20 protein-coding genes are annotated in these 19,324 nt (G+C 54.9%); 8 read left to right on the forward strand and 12 right to left on the reverse strand.

What is annotated here, in order from left to right:
* From KI379_RS03965 to KI379_RS03975, 3 genes are read left to right on the forward strand one after another with little or no spacing between them, the layout of a single operon-like run.
* Positions 1 to 306 carry a lasso peptide biosynthesis PqqD family chaperone gene (locus KI379_RS03965; protein ID WP_089545898.1) on the forward strand — a complete coding sequence of 102 codons (306 nt, stop codon included), beginning with the start codon at positions 1 to 3 and terminating at the stop codon, positions 304 to 306.
* Positions 293 to 787 carry a lasso peptide biosynthesis B2 protein gene (locus tag KI379_RS03970; protein ID WP_089545899.1) on the forward strand — a complete coding sequence of 165 codons (495 nt, stop codon included), beginning with the start codon at positions 293 to 295 and terminating at the stop codon, positions 785 to 787. Before KI379_RS03965 ends, KI379_RS03970 begins: the two co-directional genes overlap by 14 nt.
* A 13-nt stretch (positions 788 to 800) precedes the next feature.
* Positions 801 to 2,609, forward strand: a complete 1,809-nt coding sequence (locus KI379_RS03975) for an ABC transporter ATP-binding protein (RefSeq protein ID WP_212982841.1) — start codon at positions 801 to 803, stop codon at positions 2,607 to 2,609.
* A 107-nt stretch (positions 2,610 to 2,716) separates the two neighbouring features.
* On the opposite strand, the gene KI379_RS03980 is transcribed toward KI379_RS03975, so the two are convergent.
* Together KI379_RS03980 and KI379_RS03985 are read right to left on the reverse strand one after the other, a co-directional pair.
* On the reverse strand, positions 2,717 to 3,544 hold the full coding sequence (locus tag KI379_RS03980) for an NAD(P)-dependent oxidoreductase (RefSeq protein WP_244879184.1): 828 nt from the start codon (positions 3,542 to 3,544) through the stop codon (positions 2,717 to 2,719).
* Positions 3,545 to 3,610: 66 nt separating this feature from the next.
* A complete protein-coding gene (locus KI379_RS03985) occupies positions 3,611 to 4,000 on the reverse strand; it encodes a MerR family transcriptional regulator (protein ID WP_212982842.1) in 390 nt (129 codons plus the stop codon).
* A gap of 351 nt (positions 4,001 to 4,351) precedes the next feature.
* Here KI379_RS03985 and KI379_RS03990 point away from each other — a divergent pair, with 351 nt between their 5' ends.
* The gene (locus tag KI379_RS03990; protein ID WP_212982843.1) at positions 4,352 to 5,584 is read left to right on the forward strand and encodes an acyl-CoA dehydrogenase family protein; all 1,233 of its coding nucleotides are present in this window, start codon (positions 4,352 to 4,354) and stop codon (positions 5,582 to 5,584) included.
* A gap of 196 nt (positions 5,585 to 5,780) precedes the next feature.
* On the opposite strand, the gene KI379_RS03995 is transcribed toward KI379_RS03990, so the two are convergent.
* Positions 5,781 to 6,734, reverse strand: coding sequence for a helix-turn-helix transcriptional regulator (locus tag KI379_RS03995; RefSeq protein ID WP_212982844.1), 954 nt, complete (start codon positions 6,732 to 6,734; stop codon positions 5,781 to 5,783).
* A gap of 238 nt (positions 6,735 to 6,972) precedes the next feature.
* Here KI379_RS03995 and modA point away from each other — a divergent pair, with 238 nt between their 5' ends.
* Both modA and modB read left to right on the forward strand, forming a co-directional pair.
* Positions 6,973 to 7,815 (forward strand): molybdate ABC transporter substrate-binding protein, encoded by an 843-nt coding sequence (gene modA, locus KI379_RS04000; protein ID WP_244879185.1) that lies wholly within the window; start codon positions 6,973 to 6,975, stop codon positions 7,813 to 7,815.
* A 3-nt stretch (positions 7,816 to 7,818) separates the two neighbouring features.
* The gene (gene modB, locus KI379_RS04005) at positions 7,819 to 8,532 is read left to right on the forward strand and encodes a molybdate ABC transporter permease subunit (RefSeq protein ID WP_212982846.1); all 714 of its coding nucleotides are present in this window, start codon (positions 7,819 to 7,821) and stop codon (positions 8,530 to 8,532) included.
* Between the two features lie 31 nt (positions 8,533 to 8,563).
* On the opposite strand, the gene KI379_RS04010 is transcribed toward modB, so the two are convergent.
* The 8 genes from KI379_RS04010 to KI379_RS04045 all read right to left on the reverse strand — a co-directional run bounded on the left by KI379_RS04010 (position 8,564) and on the right by KI379_RS04045 (position 16,468).
* Positions 8,564 to 8,851: a hypothetical protein gene (locus KI379_RS04010; protein WP_212982847.1), complete on the reverse strand. Its 288-nt coding sequence runs from the start codon at positions 8,849 to 8,851 to the stop codon at positions 8,564 to 8,566.
* A 348-nt stretch (positions 8,852 to 9,199) separates the two neighbouring features.
* Positions 9,200 to 10,915 (reverse strand): adenine deaminase C-terminal domain-containing protein, encoded by a 1,716-nt coding sequence (locus tag KI379_RS04015; RefSeq protein WP_076170358.1) that lies wholly within the window; start codon positions 10,913 to 10,915, stop codon positions 9,200 to 9,202.
* An 18-nt stretch (positions 10,916 to 10,933) separates the two neighbouring features.
* Positions 10,934 to 11,989 carry an ABC transporter ATP-binding protein gene (locus KI379_RS04020; protein ID WP_076170357.1) on the reverse strand — a complete coding sequence of 352 codons (1,056 nt, stop codon included), beginning with the start codon at positions 11,987 to 11,989 and terminating at the stop codon, positions 10,934 to 10,936.
* A gap of 16 nt (positions 11,990 to 12,005) precedes the next feature.
* Positions 12,006 to 12,794 carry an ABC transporter permease gene (locus KI379_RS04025; protein ID WP_212982848.1) on the reverse strand — a complete coding sequence of 263 codons (789 nt, stop codon included), beginning with the start codon at positions 12,792 to 12,794 and terminating at the stop codon, positions 12,006 to 12,008.
* 4 nt (positions 12,795 to 12,798) lie between these two features.
* Entirely contained in the window at positions 12,799 to 13,620 is an 822-nt protein-coding gene (locus KI379_RS04030) for an ABC transporter permease (RefSeq protein WP_076170355.1), read from the reverse strand.
* Between the two features lie 15 nt (positions 13,621 to 13,635).
* On the reverse strand, positions 13,636 to 14,580 hold the full coding sequence (locus KI379_RS04035; RefSeq protein ID WP_089545914.1) for a nucleoside hydrolase: 945 nt from the start codon (positions 14,578 to 14,580) through the stop codon (positions 13,636 to 13,638).
* A gap of 132 nt (positions 14,581 to 14,712) precedes the next feature.
* Complete coding sequence (locus KI379_RS04040; protein ID WP_076170772.1) at positions 14,713 to 15,756, reverse strand: ABC transporter substrate-binding protein; 1,044 nt, start codon at positions 15,754 to 15,756, stop codon at positions 14,713 to 14,715.
* A gap of 364 nt (positions 15,757 to 16,120) precedes the next feature.
* Positions 16,121 to 16,468 (reverse strand): Na-translocating system protein MpsC family protein, encoded by a 348-nt coding sequence (locus KI379_RS04045; RefSeq protein WP_076170354.1) that lies wholly within the window; start codon positions 16,466 to 16,468, stop codon positions 16,121 to 16,123.
* Between the two features lie 438 nt (positions 16,469 to 16,906).
* Here KI379_RS04045 and KI379_RS04050 point away from each other — a divergent pair, with 438 nt between their 5' ends.
* Positions 16,907 to 17,506: a phospholipase D-like domain-containing protein gene (locus KI379_RS04050; RefSeq protein ID WP_212982849.1), complete on the forward strand. Its 600-nt coding sequence runs from the start codon at positions 16,907 to 16,909 to the stop codon at positions 17,504 to 17,506.
* 109 nt (positions 17,507 to 17,615) lie between these two features.
* Entirely contained in the window at positions 17,616 to 18,245 is a 630-nt protein-coding gene (locus tag KI379_RS04055) for a nitroreductase family protein (RefSeq protein WP_076170352.1), read from the forward strand.
* A 135-nt stretch (positions 18,246 to 18,380) separates the two neighbouring features.
* On the opposite strand, the gene KI379_RS04060 is transcribed toward KI379_RS04055, so the two are convergent.
* Positions 18,381 to 19,271 (reverse strand): LysR family transcriptional regulator, encoded by an 891-nt coding sequence (locus KI379_RS04060; protein WP_212982850.1) that lies wholly within the window; start codon positions 19,269 to 19,271, stop codon positions 18,381 to 18,383.
* Positions 19,272 to 19,324 lie beyond the last annotated feature (53 nt).

The following is a 19,324-nucleotide window of genomic DNA, read 5'->3' on the forward strand; positions in this document are numbered from 1 at the left end:
ATGAGTACAGCAGAAATCGCCGCAGCCAACATCATCTCCCAATCCCCTGGTTATCTCGTCAGCGACATGGATGGGGAGAAAGTCATGCTGAGCATCGAGACCGGCAAGTATTACAACCTGGGGCAGATCGGCGGGCGGATCTGGGAGCTGATTGCTGCGCCGACCAGCCTGACGGATCTGGTGGGCCAATTGGTCGAAGAGTATGATATCGGGCCGGAAGCCTGCGAGCAGCAAGTGCATCCGTTTCTGAACAAGCTTGCGGCGGAGGGCCTGATCCAGGTGAGAAACGGGCATGAGCTGGAGTAGGCAGCTGCGCGCGTTTGTCCGTTTTCCATGGACCCAGAAGATGATGTATGCTGAAGCCTACGTGCTCCTGGCATGGGGAAGAGTGCTGAAGGCACTCCCGTTCGCCAAAGTCGCCCCTTCCCTGGGGAGCTATATGAAGGAGACTCCGGAGGAGGAGCTTAGCCGGCAGGAACTGCTGACCATCCGTCAAGTCTCCAAAGCCGTTCACGGGATGAGCCGATACACGTGGTGGGAGAGCCAATGCCTGGTCAAGGCGATCGCCGCCATGAAAATGCTGGAGCGCCGCGGCCTGTCGAGCACGCTGTATTTGGGAAGCGGCAGGGACGAGCAGGGGCGGCTGGCGGCTCACGCCTGGCTGCGCTGCGGGTCGTACATCGTGACGGGAAGGGAAGGACACGAGAAGTATACGGTTGTGGGCATTTTCGGCAACGGAGCGGCAGCCGACCGAGAGGCCGGGCTCATGACGCGGCAATCCGGATAAGGAGCTACGTACAATGAAGGATTTATTCTACTATATTCGCAAAATCCAGCGGGTCGCCGGAGGCAAGCTGTACTTGAACATGTCCATGACCCTTCTCATCAGCCTGTTGGACGGCATCGGCATGTATTTGATCGTTCCGCTGCTGGGCATGATCGGCCTGCTGCAAATGGATTCGGGGAGCCTGCCGTTTTTGGCCCCGCTTACCGGGCTGATCCATTCCTGGTCCCTGCAGCTCAGCCTGCCGCTGGTCCTGGCGGTCTATGTCCTCATCCTTGGTGGACAAGCGCTGCTGCAGCGAAGCCAGACCCTCCTGAACGCAAGGATTATACAATCCTTTATCCGGACGCTGCGGACCGAGACGTATGAAGGGCTGCTGCGGGCCAAGTGGGAGTTTTACCTGCGCAAACGCCGGTCGGATTTTAACCACGTGATGTCCAACGAGCTGGGGCGGGTCAATTACGGAACGACGTTATTTTTACAGATGGTGACGTCGCTGATCTTTACGGTGCTTCAAATTGCCTTGGCCCTGTGGCTGTCGCCGGCATTGACAGTGATGGTGCTGGTCAGCGGAGGGCTGCTTGCTTTGTTCGCACGGAGGTTTGTGCGCAGGTCCAAGCGGATCGGGGAGGAGACCACCGAGCTGTCCAAGCATTATTTTGCGGGAATCAGCGACCATTTCGGCGGCATTAAGGATATCAAAAGCAACCGGCTGGAAGCGTCCCACATCCATTGGTTCCGTAAGCTGACCGACCAAATGGAGCATAACTTCCTCGAGTTCGGCCGGGTGAACTCCATGTCGCAGGTCATTTACCGCCTGTCCTCCGTCGTGCTGATCGCGGCATTTATGTACGTGGCGATTGCCGTGCTGCATACTCCGCCGGAACAGCTGATTACGGTTGTGCTCATTTTTACCCGGCTGTGGCCGAGGTTTATCGGCATTCAGTCGAATATGGAGCAGCTCAGCTCGAATCTGCCGGCGTTTCATGACATGCGGAAGCTGCAGCAGGAGTACGAAGCGGAGCAGGAGCTGATCAGCCCGGAAGCGGCGGGGGCTTCGAAGCTTGCCTTGATAGACGGAATCGGCTGCACCCATGTCAGCTACCGGTACAACCCCAAGGAGCCGCAATACGCGCTGCGCGATATCAATGTCCATATTCCGGCTAACCGCATGACCGCTATCGTCGGCAAGTCCGGCGCCGGGAAAAGCACCCTGGTCGACCTGCTGATGGGGCTGATCCATCCGGAAGAGGGAGAAGTGCGAGCGGACGGTGTTTCGCTCCAGCGCGAACGCCAGCTGCTGGCGCTGCGCGGCTCGATCGGATACGTGGCGCAGGATCCGTTCCTGTTCAACGAGAGCATCCGCTACAATTTGCAGCTGGTAGACCCCAATGCGCAGGATGACGATCTATGGCAGGCGCTGGAGTTCTCGGCCTCGGCCGAATTCGTCCGCAAGCTGCCGCAGGGATTGGACACGGTCATCGGGGACCGGGGCGTTCGCTTGTCGGGCGGAGAGCGCCAGCGGCTCGTGCTGGCCCGCGCGATTTTGAAGCGGCCGAGCATCCTTGTCCTGGATGAAGCGACCAGCGCGCTCGACAGCGAAAATGAGCTTCTGATTCAGCAGACGCTGGAACGCCTCAAAGGAAGCATGACGATGATCGTGATCGCCCACCGGCTGTCCACCATCCGGAACGCGGACCATGTGATCGTGATGGAGCAGGGCGAGGTGATTCAGCAGGGCGGTTATTTGCAGCTCTCTCAGGAGAGCAAAGGTTCCTTCAGCAAACTGCTGAGCTACCAGAGCGGGGCTCAAATGCAGGTATGATTCGGATGAAAAGCAGCCCCCGGGAGGCGTTCGCGCTTCTGCGGGGGCTGCTGTTTTATTTCATGTGAGATGGTCATGAACGTATATTGGATAAGATTTTATCGATATTAGGCTTGTTTATGCTCGCTGCTTAACAGGTCATACAACAGATTCGACAAAGGTGCGGGGGCCCCGGCCCGCTGGGACGCTTGTTTAAAAATGCCCACATCCTTTAACGGAATATGGCTTTGTGTAAAGAGATGATCCATGTTCTCGGCAGCCATCTGGCCGTAACGCTTATAAATCGGGGCGTTAAACAGCGTTTGGGTCAGCATATCCATCACGGGCTTGGGATCGCCACCGCTCTTTTCGACCATCGAGAGAGCTTCCCGAATGGTGTACACGGCGGAAGTAATCATGAAGTTTCCAACCAGTTTCACTTGATTCGCTGCCCCGGCTTTTTCACCAAAATCGAAAATATTCAGCCCTCCCATAGCCTCCAAAACCGGGCGGACTCGGTCTTTCGCCTGCTGCGGCCCAGCCATGGGGATGGAGAGCTGACGTGCTGCCGCAGCCTCCGGGACTCCAAAGATGGGGGCTTCGACCAGGGTGCTGCCATGCTCGGCGTGAACAGCGGCCAGCTTTTTGGATGTATCCGGCGATATCGTGCTCATCGAGATATGAATCCCCCCTTTGCCAAGCTTCTCTAAAAAGCTATCGCTCATGACGATGCTCTCCACAGACGCATCATCCCACAAAATGGTGACGACGATTCCGCCAGCGGTTACGGCCTCATCGGGTCTGGATGCCAGCCGGGCGCCTTGAACAATCAAAGGTTCGGCTTTGCTGGCCGTCCTGTTATGCACCACCAAAGGATACCCTGCATCGAGGAGATTCTTAGCCAGCGGCAGACCTAGGCTGCCAAGTCCGATAAATCCAATCGTCTCGTTCATCATGTTTTTCCTCCTGGAAATGTGAATGTTATAAACATTACGTTAACGTCATGTTTGCGGCAAAAAAAATTAATGCTGCTCTGCGTCCTTGAGCCATTGCTCAAAGCGTTCGATATGGGTCAGCAAATCGGTCCGGAATTGTTGTAACCCCTCGATCTTCTGATCCGCCTCTGCGAGATGCTGCTTCAAGATGCCGAGCACTTTCTGTTTAGGTTGTACACCAGTGGGATCCATAAAATAGAGATCGATCACGTCCCGTATTTCCTCCAAGCTGAGCCCAAGCTTCTTTAATTGGTCGATTTTGCGCAGCCGGGCAACGGTCTCTTCTGTATAGTAATGCTGCCCATTGCCTTCACGCTCGCCTGGAGGGATCAGCCCCATTTTTTCGTAATATCGAACCGTTCGCTGAGTAACCCCCGCTCGTTCCGATAAATCCCCTATGCGCATGCGATCCTTCATATCTTGCCCTCCAAACATGACGTTTACGTCGTGTTTATAACATATCACCTTTATCCGGCTATGTAAAGCGCGTAAGTATATTGTGCCGGCTGCATCCCGTATCCGGTGCGGTGTTGAGCAAAATGATCGCAAAAAGCTTATTCGTCCAGCCTTTATAAAATGAAACAGGTTCTGCTTTGGACAACACAGCCCCCGCATTATACAATGAAGAAAACATCTTTCGAAATAACCTGACAGAAGACGGACCGCGTTTGGCGGGTTCGTTTTCTCGGGAAGTCAGTATACAGGCGTCCATTTTGATGCTTACTGATTTCGTTAGGAGAAAAGATACAGGCGAGGGGAGAGTGCAGGATGAATTCCATGCAAACGGATCCGTTTATACGAAATAATCGGGAGGCCGAAATCGCGTCCAGGTCCGAGCGGCTTGCGGCGGTATTTGCGGAGAGGGCTGCGGAACATGATCGGGAAGGATCGTTCCCGTTTGAAAATTTTGCTGACCTGAAGGAGTCGGGTTATTTAAAGCTGACGGTGCCGACGGAGTTTGGCGGTGAGGAAGCGTCGCTGTACGAAATGATCCTTGCCCAGGAACGGCTGGGAAAAGGGGACGGCTCGACGACGCTCGCGGTCGGCTGGCATGTGAGCCAGGTGCTGCAGATGCGCATCGGCCAGTCGTGGCCGCGCGAGCTGTATGCCGACTTCTGCAGGCAAATCGTCCATGACGGGGCGATGATCAACCAGTTTGCCAGCGAACCGTCGACCGGCAGTCCGAGCCGGGGCGGCCGTCCGGGAACGAAAGCGGAGCGTACGGATGGGGGCTGGTTGCTGACCGGCCGCAAAACATTCAGCTCGCTCATCCCGGTGCTGGATCAGTTTACGGTCACTGCATTTGTGGAGGAAGAAGACAAGACCGGAACGTTTTTGGTGCGGAAGGGTCCGGGTGTCAGCATTGACGAAACGTGGAATACGATGGGCATGCGGGCGACCGGCAGCCACGACCTGGTGATGGAAGAAGTGTTCGTGCCGGACGGGGAAAGGATCGATAGTGAGGATCCTTTAGGAGGACAGCCGGCAGGTAAGATGTCCGACCACGGAGGGGCGCTGCTGCATATCCCGGCATGTTATATCGGCATCGCCTGGGCTGCCCGGGATTTTGCGGTGCGTTACGCCGCCAATTACCGGCCAAACAGCCTGCCGGGGCCCATTGCCGACCTGCCGCATATTCAGCAGAAGATCGGGGAGATGGAGTCCGAGCTGATCACCGCCCGCACGCTCATGTACAGTGTGGCGGACCGCTGGGACCGCCACCCGGAGCTGCGGCCGGGCATGAGGCCCGATCTCGGGCTCGTGAAGACGACGGCGACCCATGCGGCCCTGCGCATCGTCGATCTGGCGATGCGCATTGTGGGCGGGGCCAGCCTGTCGCGCCAGCTTCCGCTGGAGCGGATGTACCGCGACGTGCGGGCGGGTCTGCACAACCCGCCGATGGACGATACGGTCACATCGATGCTCGCCCGCCGGGCGATCGCGGACGTATCCGCAGCCGGAGAAGCGAACGGAGAAGGGAACTCGGGAACCAACCGGTAAGATCGGCTTGTAGGCTCATGCTCGTAGGATCGCAGGACTTCGAAACAGCATAAAAGGCAGCCGGAATGATTCCGGCTGCCTTTTTCTTTTTTTAAGATAATGTACTTCTACCCTCTAATGTACGGCAACGGTTATGGGTGCTCACCTCGATTTGAGGGGGCACCGGGAGATACGGAGCCGTTTCCGCTATATACGTCTATGTCTCAAGCAGGATCTCCCCGGTACGGGACAGATCATACCCTGCGATGCTCTGCAGCTCGCGGCGGAACTCCTCCGAACGCAAAATGCCCATCAGCGACTCGATCCAAGGCATATTCTCCGCCGATTTGAGCACGACCAGGTCGTAGCGTTCCTCGATCAGCGGGATAAAATCCACGCCGCCTACGATTGCTGCCGCTTTTTCGATGCCAACCCCGACATCGGCCTCCCCGGCGGCGACGGTGCCGGCGACCGCAATATGATTGGTCTGCTCCTCGCCGTAGCCCTGCAGCTGATCCCGCCGGATCCCGTGCAGCCGCAGCTGTTCATCCAGCAGAACGCGGGCACCCGACCCTTTTTCGCGATTGACGAGCCGCAGCCCCGTGCGGGACAGATCGGCCCAGTCTTTTAACCCAAGGGGATTCCCTTTTTGGACATAGAGTCCCGCCTTCCGGGATAGCAGGTTGACGACCAAATACGGAAAGCCGACCAAAATCCGCTTAATGTACGGCAAATTGTATTCGCCCGTATCGCCGTCGAGCAGATGGGTGCTCACGATGTCGGACTCTCCGCGGTACATCGCAATCAGACTGTCCAGACTCCCGACATATGCGCGGAGCGGACGGATGCCGGGCGTATGCTTTTCCATATGCTTAACGAGAATGTCAAGGCTGATATCCTGCCCGGTAATGACTACCGAACGGGTTCCGCCGGCTCCGACAGCGGCAGGTTGAAAGGAAACCGGCTCCGCTGGAGCCGGGCGGTGTTCGGCCGCCTGCAGTCCTTTAGCCCTTTGCTTGTAGGCTTCCAAATCTGCGGCATCGACGCGCATTTGCTTGCCCACCCGATACGAAGGCAGCTCCCCTTTTTTGATCAGGTCGTAGACGGTGAGCTTGGATATTTTCAGGAGCTTGGCAATCTCCTCGGTCGTATACGAAATGTCGCTGGACATGAGCTTCCTCCTTGTACGTTGTATGTTTCGCTGAACGTTTCGTTATATGTTATCTTTTCTTGTAATGGCTTAGGTCTGAACCCTGTGAACATAGTGTCTTCTATTGTATCACACCCGGATGTGAAAATTGTGCAAACCGTATTTACAACCTCGCGGCCCACTGGATATAATTAATTATATCTAATTATAACTAAATATAACGATTAAGGATTGGAGATTACGGATGATCAAAAGGGGTATGAAACCAGGTGTTTGGCTGATCCTCGCCGCCTTCGTTCTGATGCTGGCAGGCTGCGGATCGAATTCCGGTTCGGCTGCAGACCCGAAATCGGCCGACTCAGGAGCCGCTGCGGAAACTTCTAATAGAGAGGCTGCACAGCAGGTAGAACTGACCATCTCCGCTGCGGCCAGCATGACGGATGCGCTGCAGGAGATTCAACAAGCGTACGAGGCGGAGCATGCGAACGTCAAACTGAACTTTAACTTTGGCGCTTCGGGGGCGCTGCAGCAGCAGATCGAGCAGGGCGCACCGGCGGATCTGTTCCTCTCGGCTGCCGTGAAGAACATGAAGGCGCTGGAGGACAAGCAGCTCATCGATTCTTCGCATGAGAAAGACCTTCTCGCCAATGAGCTTGTGGCCGTGGTGAACGCCAAAGAACCGGCCCAAGTCTCGGGCATGGAGGACCTGAAAGGAACCGGCTTGAAAAAAATCGCCATCGGCATTCCGGAAAGCGTTCCGGCAGGGAACTACGCCAAGGAAGCACTGACGAACGCCAAGCTGTGGGACACACTCCAGCCGAAGCTGGTGCAGGCCAAGGATGTGCGGCAGGTGCTGCAGTACGTGGAAACTGGCAATGCGGATGCGGGTTTTGTGTATAAAACGGATGCATTGACTTCGGATCAGGTCAAAGTGGCGTTTACTGTCGACCCGTCTGCCTATACGCCGGTCGTTTACCCGGTCGGAATCGTTAAGGCGACGAAGCACAGCCAGGAGGCGGTGGATTTTTACGAGTACCTCCAGACGGATTCGGCCGTGGACATTTTTAAAAAGTACGGATTTTCCGTGCCGAAGCAGGGTTAACAGATGATGGACTGGCAGGCATTTTGGGATCCGGTCAGACTGTCCTTACAGGTTGCCCTGCTCTCGAGTCTGATCGTGATCATCCTGGGTACGGGAGCTGCCTGGTGGATGGCAAGGCATCATTTCCCGGGAAAAATCGTCTTGGAGACGCTGTTTATGCTGCCTCTGGTTCTGCCGCCGACCGTGGTGGGATTTCTGCTGCTGATGCTGCTTGGCCGCCGCAGTTGGGTGGGGCAGCTGATCGAATGGCTGTGGGATGCGCCGATTATTTTTTCCTGGTGGGCCGCTGTTGTGGCGACCATCGTCGTGGCATTCCCGCTCGTCTATCAGACGATGAAGAACGGCTTTGCCGCCGTTGATCCGGATCTGGAAAAGGCGGCCCGCTCCGACGGGGCAGGCGAGTGGAGGGTGTTCCGTTCCATTACGCTGCCGCTCACTTATTCTTCGCTGCTGACCGCGCTCGTGCTCGGATTTGCCAGGGCGCTCGGCGAGTTCGGCGCTACGCTCATGGTTGCCGGGAACATTCCCGGCAAGACGCAGACGGTCCCGACGGCCATTTACGTGGCGGTTGACGCCGGCAACATGCCGATGGCCTGGGCGTGGACGCTGGCGATCGTCGCGATGTCTTTTGTCATGCTGCTGCTGACCGGAAGGAAAGCACCGGAAGCGGAGCGGCCGCGAGCGGGCACAGAGGTATCGAGAGAAAGCCGGGGATAACGAGGAGTATTGGTTTCGGGCTGTTTGTTGATCATGCATCGATAAGAATATACAGCCCCAGGCAAAACAGTATAGCTGATATCAAATAGAGAACTGTTTTTCTCAGCCACCATGGAAAATGCTTATAGATCAACCCTGCAATAAAGCTGCAGATTATTGCTGCGATATTTCCTGATATCGTATCGGCAAGGGGCCATACATTCATCACATCCGTAACACTGCCTTTATATTTTTCACGTTTAATGGCAAGGCCAGATCTAATCGCCATAAACGATACAATCCATATAAGGCCAACGAGTATGAGCTTCCACCACTTCATGTGCAATTCCCTTCTATGTAGCAGTATTATAAACGGGCGGATTACGCTGAGACTAATGTTTGTACGGTATCTCGCCTAAAGTCCGTAGGATATTGTAAAGCATAAGGTCGCTATATGCCTATAGAAATAATCTGGAATAAGTGATGTGATTTTGGCCCATAAAACGGCTTGAGGGCGAAGATAGGTATACTTGTGCTTGATCGATTATGTCATACAAAAAAAGGGCTGTCCCCACGCCAAAATGGCGGGGACAGCCCTTTGTGATATTTATGGCAAGGCTATTTATAAAAGGTCAAACCTTACGGCAATGCCAAACCTAACGGTTAAATGTTATACCTGGCCAGTAACTTACACCTGCTCAATAATGAGCGGCACGACTTTGCCGGCGTTGACGTCGATCAGTCCGTGATCGGTGATTTTGAGGTACGGGCTTACCGGCAGCGAATGCGTCGCGATCGACATGATCGGGTTGTAGTGCTTATACCCGAGCTCTTCCATCGCCTCGCGAACCTGTTGGACGGACTCGGCGGCCAGATCGAGCGGATCCTCGGTTAGGATGCCGCCGACCGGCAGGTGCATGTTGGCTTTGATCTCGCCGTCCAGGGTGACGCAGAAGCCGCCCTGCTGGCGGATGACGGTGTTGGCGGCGAGGACCATGTCCTCGACGTTGTGACCGATCACGAGCAGGTTGTGGTTGTCGTGGGAGTAGGTCGTCGCCACGGCGCCGCGCTGGATCGTATCGCCTGCGATAAAGCCGAACGCTTTTTGGCGTCCTTTGCCGTACCGTTCAAATGTGGCGATCATGCCGCAGCCGCTGTCCTCCCACAGCAGCCGGCCATTCGCGGCCGGCACGTCCACCTGGCTCTCCTTGGTAAAGGTCGAGCCATCCTGGATCGTCATCACCCGGCACCGGTAGATGCCGTCCTCTACGCCGGCCGCCGCTTCAAAATCGGCGGCGCTCAGCTCGTCCAGCTGGACGCTGTGGTAGAAGTGCTCCGGGAACCGGTAGCCGCTCGACTGCGGCTCAAAGGCTTTGGCGGCGGAGTACACCTCCGCGCCGTTTTTGTACACCGATTCCAGCTTCAGCTCGGACAAATCCGAGATCAGCTGGAAGTCGGCGACTTTGCCCGGTGCGATGGAGCCCCGATCGTACATCCGCATGCGGCGGGACGGGGAGAAGGTCGCGGCGTAGATCGCCCGCTCCGGAGACATCCCCATGCCGATGGCCTTGCGGACGATCTGGTTCAGGTGGCCGCGGGCGCGGAACGAATCCGCCATGACGTCATCGGTCACGAAGCAGAAATGCTCGGAAACGTCGTGGCGGATCAGGTAGTCCATCACTTCCGGCGTCATCGACTTCTCCTGGATTTCAATGAACATGCCGGCCGCAATCCGCTCCTCCAGACCCTGCAGCGTCTGATGCGTATGGTCCGAGTTGACGCCGGCATAAATGACGCGCTGCAGGTCCAGATCCAGCAGCTTCGGCACGTGGCCTTCAATGACGAGCTCAGGATAATGCGAGCGAATATGCTCCAGGATGCGGTTCGTTTTGCAGTCCGGGTCGGTAATGATGTCGACGTAGTTCATGATCTCGCCGAGGCAGATGACGTCCCCTGTGGACAGGAGGGCATCCATGTCCTCGATTTCGATCGATCCGCCCGTCGTTTCCATTGAGGTGGACGGGACCGAGCTTGGAATGGCGTAGAACATGTCCACCGGACAGTTCCGGCTCGCCTTAATCATCTCAAGAACGCCGTCGAGGCCGAACACGTTGGCCATCTCATGCGGCTCGGGTACGATCGTAGTGACGCCGTTTCGCAGGAGACCCGCCGAGAAGGATTCAGGCGTCACCATCGTGCTTTCGATGTGCAGATGGATATCGATGAAGCCGGGGACCATATAGAGTCCCTCCGCGTTAATGACCTGCTTGGCCTGGAACGTATCTTCGCCTCTCAGGCCGATATAGAAAAACTTGCCGTCCTTGACGGCGACGTTGTTGGTAGACCACTGCTTAAAGTAACTGTTGTACACCTTGGCTTGAAGAAATAGCAAATCTGCATGCATACGTTGTTCCCCCTATGGTTATTCGACAAGAACGAGCTTATCCGATGGAAACAACAGACGGATTTCCTGCCCGTTCGCATAGGGCTGCTGCATTTCCTGGTTGACCGTAAATTCGCCCAGCGGCGTATCGACGACGTATTGGTAGCTGCGTCCAAGATACGTGCTGACTTTGACCTTGCCGGTCAGTACATTGTCGCCGGAATTGATCTCCTGCAGCGTACCGGCAATGAGGTCGTCGGGGCGGATGGCGCCCTTCATGGTGACAGGCATGCCATCGGCCTTGGCGGCATGAAAGTGGTAGTCTCCCTTGCGCAGGGTGAAGAAGGAGCCTTCGCTGTCCCGCTCGTCAAAATGGATGAAGTTGTTGAAGCCGATGAAGCGGGCGACAAATTCGGATTTCGGATACTGGAAAATGACCGACGGCTGATCCAACTGCTCGATGATCCCTTTGTTCATGACGGCGACCCGGTCCGAAATGGAGAAGCACTCCTCCTGGTCGTGGGATACGTACACGGTCGTGATGCCGAGCTCCTGCTGGATGCGGCGGATTTCCACGCGCATGTTTACCCTGAGGTTGGCGTCCAGATTAGAGAGCGGCTCATCGAACAGGAGCAAATCCGGCTCAATGACGAGGGCCCGTGCGATGGCGACGCGCTGCTTCTGGCCGCCGGAGAGCGCCTGCGGGAATCTTTTTTCAAATCCGCCGAGGTTGACGATCTCCAGCATGTTCATGACCCGCTTCTTGATCTCGTCTTCCTTGACTTTGCGCTGGCGCAGTCCGAAGGCGACGTTGTCAAATACGGACAGATGCGGGAACAAGGCGTAGCTCTGGAAAACGAAGCCGAAATTCCGCTTGTTGATCGGCACGCGCGTATAGTCCTTGCCGCTGAATTTGAAGGCTCCGTCCGTCGCTTCGAGGAAGCCGGCGATGAGCCGAAGGGTGGTCGTTTTGCCGCAGCCGCTGGGACCCAGCAGGGAGATCAGGTGGCCTTTCTCAATGGAAAGGTTGAAGTCTTTCAGAATATACTGCTGGTCATAGGCGACCGATACGTTTTCAAGTTGTAGTAGTGCCATCGTCTCACGCCTTTCGTTATTGTTTGGTGAAATAGGTTAGTCCGAGCAGCCTTTCGATGACGAACATGAACACGGCCGTGATCAGCATGAGCAGGACCGAGATGGCTGCGATGGTCGGGTCAAAATAGTTTTCGACGTAGGTCAGCATTTGGATCGGCAGCGTGCTGACGCCCGGACCGGTCATAAACAGCGAAATATCCACGTTGTTGAACGATTCGAGGAACGCGAGCAGCACCGAAGCGATGATGCCGGATTTAATGTTCGGCAGGACGACTTTGAAAAAGGTCGCAAGCCGGCTGGATCCAAGGCTGAGCGCCGCTTCCTCGACCGCGAAATCGAAGTTGGCGAGACTGGAGCCGATGACCCGGATAATAAACGGCAGCATAATGATCGTATGGCCGATCAGAAGCGACGTATAAATCGGGAAATGGAACGTGATGACGACGTACTTGAGCAGCGTAAAGCCCAGCACGATCCCCGGAATGAGCAGGGGGGACAGGAACACCGCATTCAGCGTGTCTTTGCCCCGGAACGTCACCCGGTTCAAGGCGTAAGCGGCCGGAACGCCGAGCAGAATCGCAATCACGTTGCCGATCAGCGAGACGATGATCGACGTTTTGAAGGTCGACATAAACATCTCCACGTCAAAAATATTCTGGTACCATTTCAGCGAAAAACCGGTCGGCGGAAATTTCAGCACCGTTCCAGGCTCGAAGGACGTCACCGCGATGATCAGGAGCGGCCCGAGCAGGAACAAGTAAACGATAAAGGAAAAGAGGGCGAGCCCCGGATTTTTGATCTTCATAGTTCTACCCCTTCGGATTGAATTTGGCCGCTGCTTTATTCATCAGCCCGATGACGATGAACGTAATGATCATCATGATGGTGGCAATGGCCGAAGCCGCCTGCCAGTCATTCAGCGTAATGGCGTTCTGGTACAGGAAGGTCGCGACGACACGCTTTTTCCCGCCCAGCAGGGCAGGCGTGGTGTAAGCGGTCAGGCTGCCTACGAACACGAGAATGCTGCCGACGATCAATCCCGGTATACTGAGCGGGATGACAATTTTACGGAAAGCCGTCAGCTTGGACGCACCCAGGCTCTGCGCCGCCCGGACCAGATCGTGGTCGATGGACTCGAGCACCCCGACCAGCGTAATCAGAATCAAGGGGAGGAACAGATGGACCAGACCGATAATCATCGCCGTCGGTGTATAGAGAATGCTAAGCGGATCGTGAATGATCCCCAGCTTGATCAGCACATTGTTGACCAGACCGTTTTTGCCGAGAATGATCATCCAGCTGAAGGAGCGGACGACCGAGCTCGTGAGCAGCGGGAAAATCGCCAGCGCCAGCAAAATGCCCTTTTTGCGCGGAGGCATCATGGACAAATAGTAGGCGACCGGGAATCCGATCAGGATGCACAGCAGGGTGGTCGCGACGCTGACGAGCAGCGTCGTTCCCAAAATATCAAGGAAATACGAGTCCTTGAAAAATTGTAAGTAGATGCCGAACGTGAAGCTCCCGTCCTTGAACAGCGTCGAGCCGACCGTGAGGATCAGCGGAACGATCATGAACAAGGTCAGAAACAGCAGCCCGGGTGCGAGCAGCAGGTACAAGTATCGCTTTTTCATGAATGTAATCTCCTGTTATTGGTAGGATCCACCGCGCAGCACGGCGATAAAGCGGTTCAAAAATGCGTCTGAATCGGCATCAAGGCATACGTCCAGGTTCGGCTGGCGCTGCAAACGGTTTTGGAAATCGCACACCGTCTGCCCGTCGCACAGCTCGCTCCGGGTCTCCACATCGACGTATAGACGCTCCGTCCGAACCAGCTCGGGCCAAATGGCGGCGCCGACCGCCAAAGGGTCGTGCATGGCGCAGGCCCGGACCCCGTTGCGCTCATAGTAGCGCTCCATGTAATCCGATGTGCTCTGGCGCACGTAACCGGCGATCTCCGAGGAGCCGAGCGCATCAATGTGCGCGCTGGTCAGCAGCGCTTTGCGTGTCACGTCGAGTCCGACCAGCGTCAAGGACGGGAATCCGGCCTGAAAGACCAGGCGTGCCGCTTCCGGATCGACATGGATGTTGTATTCCGCTGTCGGCGTAATGTTGCCGTGCGTACGGACCGCACCGCCCATGACGACCAGCTCCTTGATATCGTGGACCAGGCCCGGATGCTTGGCGAGTGCAAGAGCCACATTCGTGAGCGGTCCGGTAGCGATCAGCGTAATTTCGCCGGGATAGCGCTTGGCCTGCTCTACAATGAAATCGGGCCCGAACATATCCGGGTCGGTCCGGTCGGCAGGCTGCATGTCCAAGAGTGCGCCGCCCAATCCGTCCTCGCCGTGCACGCGGTGCTCAAAGAGACGGTCCCGCAGGAGCGGCCGGGATGCCCCGGGATAGACCGAGATGGACGCCGGCGCCTTGATGAAGTCCAATATTTTGCAAGTGTTCAGGGTTGCAGTCGTCAGTGACACGTTGCCGTTGACTGTCGAAATCCCGAGCACGTCCAGCTCGCCGCTGCGGACAGCCAGCATAATTCCGAGCGCGTCGTCAATGCCGGTATCGACATCCAGGATGGCTTTCTTCACATGGATTCCCCTTTCAAAATGAAGGATGTGCCGCCTTGTATCCAGGCAGCGGTGAATAAAAAGCAGGGGCGGGCAGCCCCTGCTGAATCATAACCCCGTAAGGCTGCTTATATTTACAAAAAAGGCTTGGCGTTACTTCGTCACTTCACGGTTGAAACGGTCCGTCCAGCTCTTCAGGTTTTTGTTGACGAACGCCATGTCCAGCTTTTGCAGCTTCTCAACGACGCTGGAGCCGTACGTTACGGCAGCAGCTTCCTCTGCGCTGAGGCTGACATTGCGGTTGGCAGGAGAGTCGACCTTGGCTTTAGCCGCTTTTTCCTGAACTTCTTGGCTAAGCTGCCAGTTGATGAAGTCTTCGGCAAGTTCTTTGTTTTTGCTTCCTTTGACGACGTTCAGCGTATTGACGATGGCGTACGCACCTTCCGACGGCGTTACGAATTCGACGTTCGGGTCGGCCTTCTTCAGGTCGCCGAGATACATTTGCATGATCGGTCCTGCAGCGGCTTCGCCCTGCGTGAACATGTTGATGAACTCGGACGTCTGGCTGTAGTATTTCACGACGCTCGGATTGAGCTCGGCCAGTTTGCCAAATGCCTTGTCTTCATTGAATTCCGTGCTTCCAGCTACCTTGGAGGCGGCGTCGACCATCATCGGACCGCTGGTGGACGTAATGCTCGGCATGGTCACTTTGCCTTTCAGCTCCGGCTTCCACAAGTCAGCCCAAGAGGATATCGTCGTTCCGGCTGCCTTCTGGTCATAAGCGATGCCCAATTGGCCAATCGTGTAGGCCGGACCATACTCTTCGCCGTTTGGTGCTTTGGCGATATCATAGAGCGAGTCAAGGTTGCTCAGCCGGCTGCGGTCGATCTTTTCGAAGGCTCCCGCTTCAATGCCCTGCTGTGCGTAGTAATCCGACAGATAGACGACATCGACGTCGGAGCTGCCCTGCAAAATTTTGCTCAGGCGGTCGGCGTTGTTGCCGGTCTCCAGGACGATTTTCACATTGTGCTCTTTTTCGAATGGGGCATACACTTCTTTATTGTAGAAATCCTCAGCAAATCCCCAAGTCGAGACGACCAGCTTCTTCTGACCGCCGGAAGATCCGCCGGAGCTGCTGTCTTCGCTGCCTCCGTTTCCGCATCCCGCAAGTACCAGCGCTGCCAGCGTACAAGTCATGAGTCCCTTAATCCATGGTTTCTTCACAATCGATTCACTCCTGTAATGGTTTATTTTTTATTTGTTTTTCTGCTGCAGGCCGTATGCCGGGCTTCCGCCGCTGGGAAATTTTTTTCTCTGCTGTATATGATTGTTTTTCCCTACTGGACGGTTGTTATATCCCCCTTTTGAATAGACATTTTGGCATGTCACAAGAAAAATCAAACAAATTCTATAACTAAATCTATAAACTAAAAAAGAAAAGCACTCTAGATAGAAGAAAATCTCTAACTAGAGCGCTTTTCAATGTAAACAAAGAATAGCGGCATCCGTTCTTGTTACGGTTCGGCCAGTCCTTAAGATAAATCAAAAGAAAAGGGCCGTATCATTCAGGTTGTGACATTATGATGTTCGTGACTGCCCACTGCGTGGCGGGATCATAGTCCCGAAGGAGAACCTCGATGTTCAGTCCCAGTTCCTCTTCCAGCCGAGATTTCAGCTTCTTCTTGTAAATCATCGACATGTAAAAATCGACCTCGTATTTCAAAGCCGGAACCTCGCCCTCGAGCACAGTGGAGCGGGGAGACCGACGGTGTCTGGCATACAAGGTAATCGCATCGGACTGAATGCTTGTCTTCAATAAAGAAGTACCAAAGCCGAACAGCTCCTTGGAAACTTCATTATATACCTGACTCAGCTTCTGCTTGAATTCGTTGGAATCTAAATGAACCATTGGTCACCTACAAACGGTTGATTATTTTGGTGATGAGGAGTTCAGATAGGTCTATATTACATAAAAAAAGAGTTTTTTGCAAGACCATCGTTCGGGTTTTGTCGATTTTTGATGATAAATTAATGTCATAAATGATTTGAATTGAATCCATTCACGAACTTTCCAACCCATGTCAGGTTTGGTTGGCTGCTCCGAAACGAAAAATACAGTTAAGAAAGCATCAATGATAATACGGCCAGCCGCTGTTTCCGCTGTCGATGACCGACGCGCCGCCGTTTTTCATTTCGGTTCCGTTTTTGTCAACGTAAGGCCCGAGAATGCTCTTCGAAAGATGAAATCGGGCTGTATGCCGTGCTTGCTCAGAAATTTTGAATCGATGGAAAAGAATGTTATTCTACCTGTACGCCAAAATTTCCATGTTTTGAAGGAGGTCATCCGATGAAAGTCATCAACAGCTCCGTGTCCGCCATTCTGCTCTGTGCTGCCGTTACCGGCTGCTCCGCTGCGTCGGATGAACAACAAGGGCGAGGAAGCTCTGCTCATAACGGTGCAGTAACGGAAGGCTCTGCCGCTGACGTTCAAGCCCTGTTCACGAGCGAAGGCGAACGTCCGGAGAAAGCGATCGTACAGCTCATCAAGGGGGCCAAATCCTCGCTGGATATTGCCGTGTACAGCATCAGCTACGAACCGGTTGTGACGGCCATCATCGATGCGGCGGACCGCGGGGTTCAGGTACGGCTGATTACGGACCGGGCGCATGCCGAAGAAAAAGGGAAACAGAAGAAAGCGCTGAAGCGGATCCGGGAAGCCGGCGTTCCGGTCAAGGTGAATGCGCATGAAGGGAAGATGCATCTGAAAATGCTGATTGCGGATCAATGCCGGGTGGAGGCTGGATCGATTAATTATTTGGAGTCTTCTGCCCAGGAAAATGACGACGTCGTTCTGATTATCAAGGATGCGGCCGTTGCCGCCAAGTTTGAGCAAGCGTTCAGCCATCTGTGGGACGATGCCGATCGTTTCACGGACTGGAGCGGGTGATATGTCAGAGGTCAGAACTTTTTTTGAATTGTAACTTACTTTTTTACAGTTAGTGTGATATGATAACTTCATAGCCAGTTGGAAATTTATACATACGGAGGCGAACAGCATGACGTCCTTTACAGACCTTGTCAAAGCAAGAAGATCCGCCAATAAATTCGACCCGAGCGTAACCATCAGCCCGCAGGAGCTGGACGACATGTTCAACCTCGTCAAATTTGCACCCTCGGCCTTCAACCTGCAGCACGCTCACTACGTTCCCGTCATCGATCAAACGAAGAAGGAACAGGTGCATGAAGCAGCATTCAAGCAGTACAAAGTGTTAACGAGCTCGGCCGTCATCGCCGTATTGGGCGATCTTGAAGCCTATCACAATGTGGGACCAATCAACGAAGGGCTGCTCAGCCTTGGCGTTATCGACCAGCGCGAATTTGAGGAGACGGTCAGCAGCGTAACAGACATGTATGAAAGCAGGGGCGACACGTTCAAGCGGGATGAGGCCATCCGGAACGCCAGCTTGTCCGCGATGCTGTTCATGCTGATCGCCAAGGACCGGGGCTGGGACACCTGTCCGATGATCGGATTTGATCCGGAAGCGCTGCGGAAGGTGCTGAACATTCCGGACCGGTATGTGCCCGCCATGCTGATTACGATCGGCAAGGAGGATGCGGGCAGACAGAGACCGCGCGGCTACCGGAAGCCGGTGGCGGAGTTTGTGACATATGACGGGTTTAACTGATTAAAAAAGAAGCAGCTGCCGTTCCAACGTTTTTTACGGTAAGTCCATGCAATTATTCATAACGTAGTGTCAAGCCAAAGCCCTCTCCGATATGCGGGAGGGCTTTTTCGTTTGCAATCCTTTGCTTATACGCTGTCATTCCCTTGATGCAGGGGGGGAGATCATGTCGATAAAATGCCGCGCCGCCTGGGACAGGTGGTGCTCCTTCAGCCAGATCAAGGCATACGGCGATGTTAAGTCCGGGTCCGCGATTCTCGCAACCTGAACATCATGACGGGTATGAAGCTTTACGATCGTCTCAGGGACGACCGCCGCCCCGAAGCCGCTGGACACTAAAGATAGCAGCAGGGGAATGTCCGAGCATTCGGCGATGATCCTGGGTTCGAAACGGTGCTTCGCGCAGGCCATCAGGACGGTGTAGTGGACGCCTAGTCCTTCTGTGCTTGGAAGGATTAGGGGGTAGTTTCGAATCTGCTCAAGCGGGATCTCCGGAGCAAGAGGCTCTGGGATAAGCTGCCTGGATGCCATCAGATAAAAGGGCTCTGTATTCAAATGAAGCACCGAGAACTCGTCCAGCGCAAGCGGAAGGCGGATGATCGCGAGCTCAAGCACCCTGCTCTTGACCATGCTGCACAGTTGGGCGGATTCGTTCTGCTGGATTTTGTAGGTGACCTGCGGATAGTTCTCCTTGAACCGCATCAGCGTATCGGGGAGATCCACCGACGACAGGGTATTGATGCCGATGCGGAGTACCCCTTTAAAGCCGCTGCCGATCTCCTGAACTTCGGTCTTGGCTTCGTCCATCAGCTGCAGCAGCTTCAGGGCGTAGCTGTACAGTGCCTTGCCCGCTTCGGTCAGCTCCAGATGTTTGCCGCTCCGCTCCACAAGAGCCGATCCAAGCTCGTCCTCCAGTGCTTTTAGCTGCTGGCTCAGTGGAGGCTGTGACATGTGCAGCCTTCGGGCTGCGGCGGAAATCTGCTTTTCCTCTACGATGATCGTAAAATACCTCAGCTGTCTGATATCCATGGGTCATCCCTCCAGTCAATTCTGTTCAATGTATATATAAAACCTTTGCATTT

Origin of the sequence: Paenibacillus cineris (assembly GCF_018333335.1) — a bacterium.
Classification (GTDB): Bacteria; Bacillota; Bacilli; order Paenibacillales; family Paenibacillaceae; genus Paenibacillus_AQ; species Paenibacillus_AQ favisporus.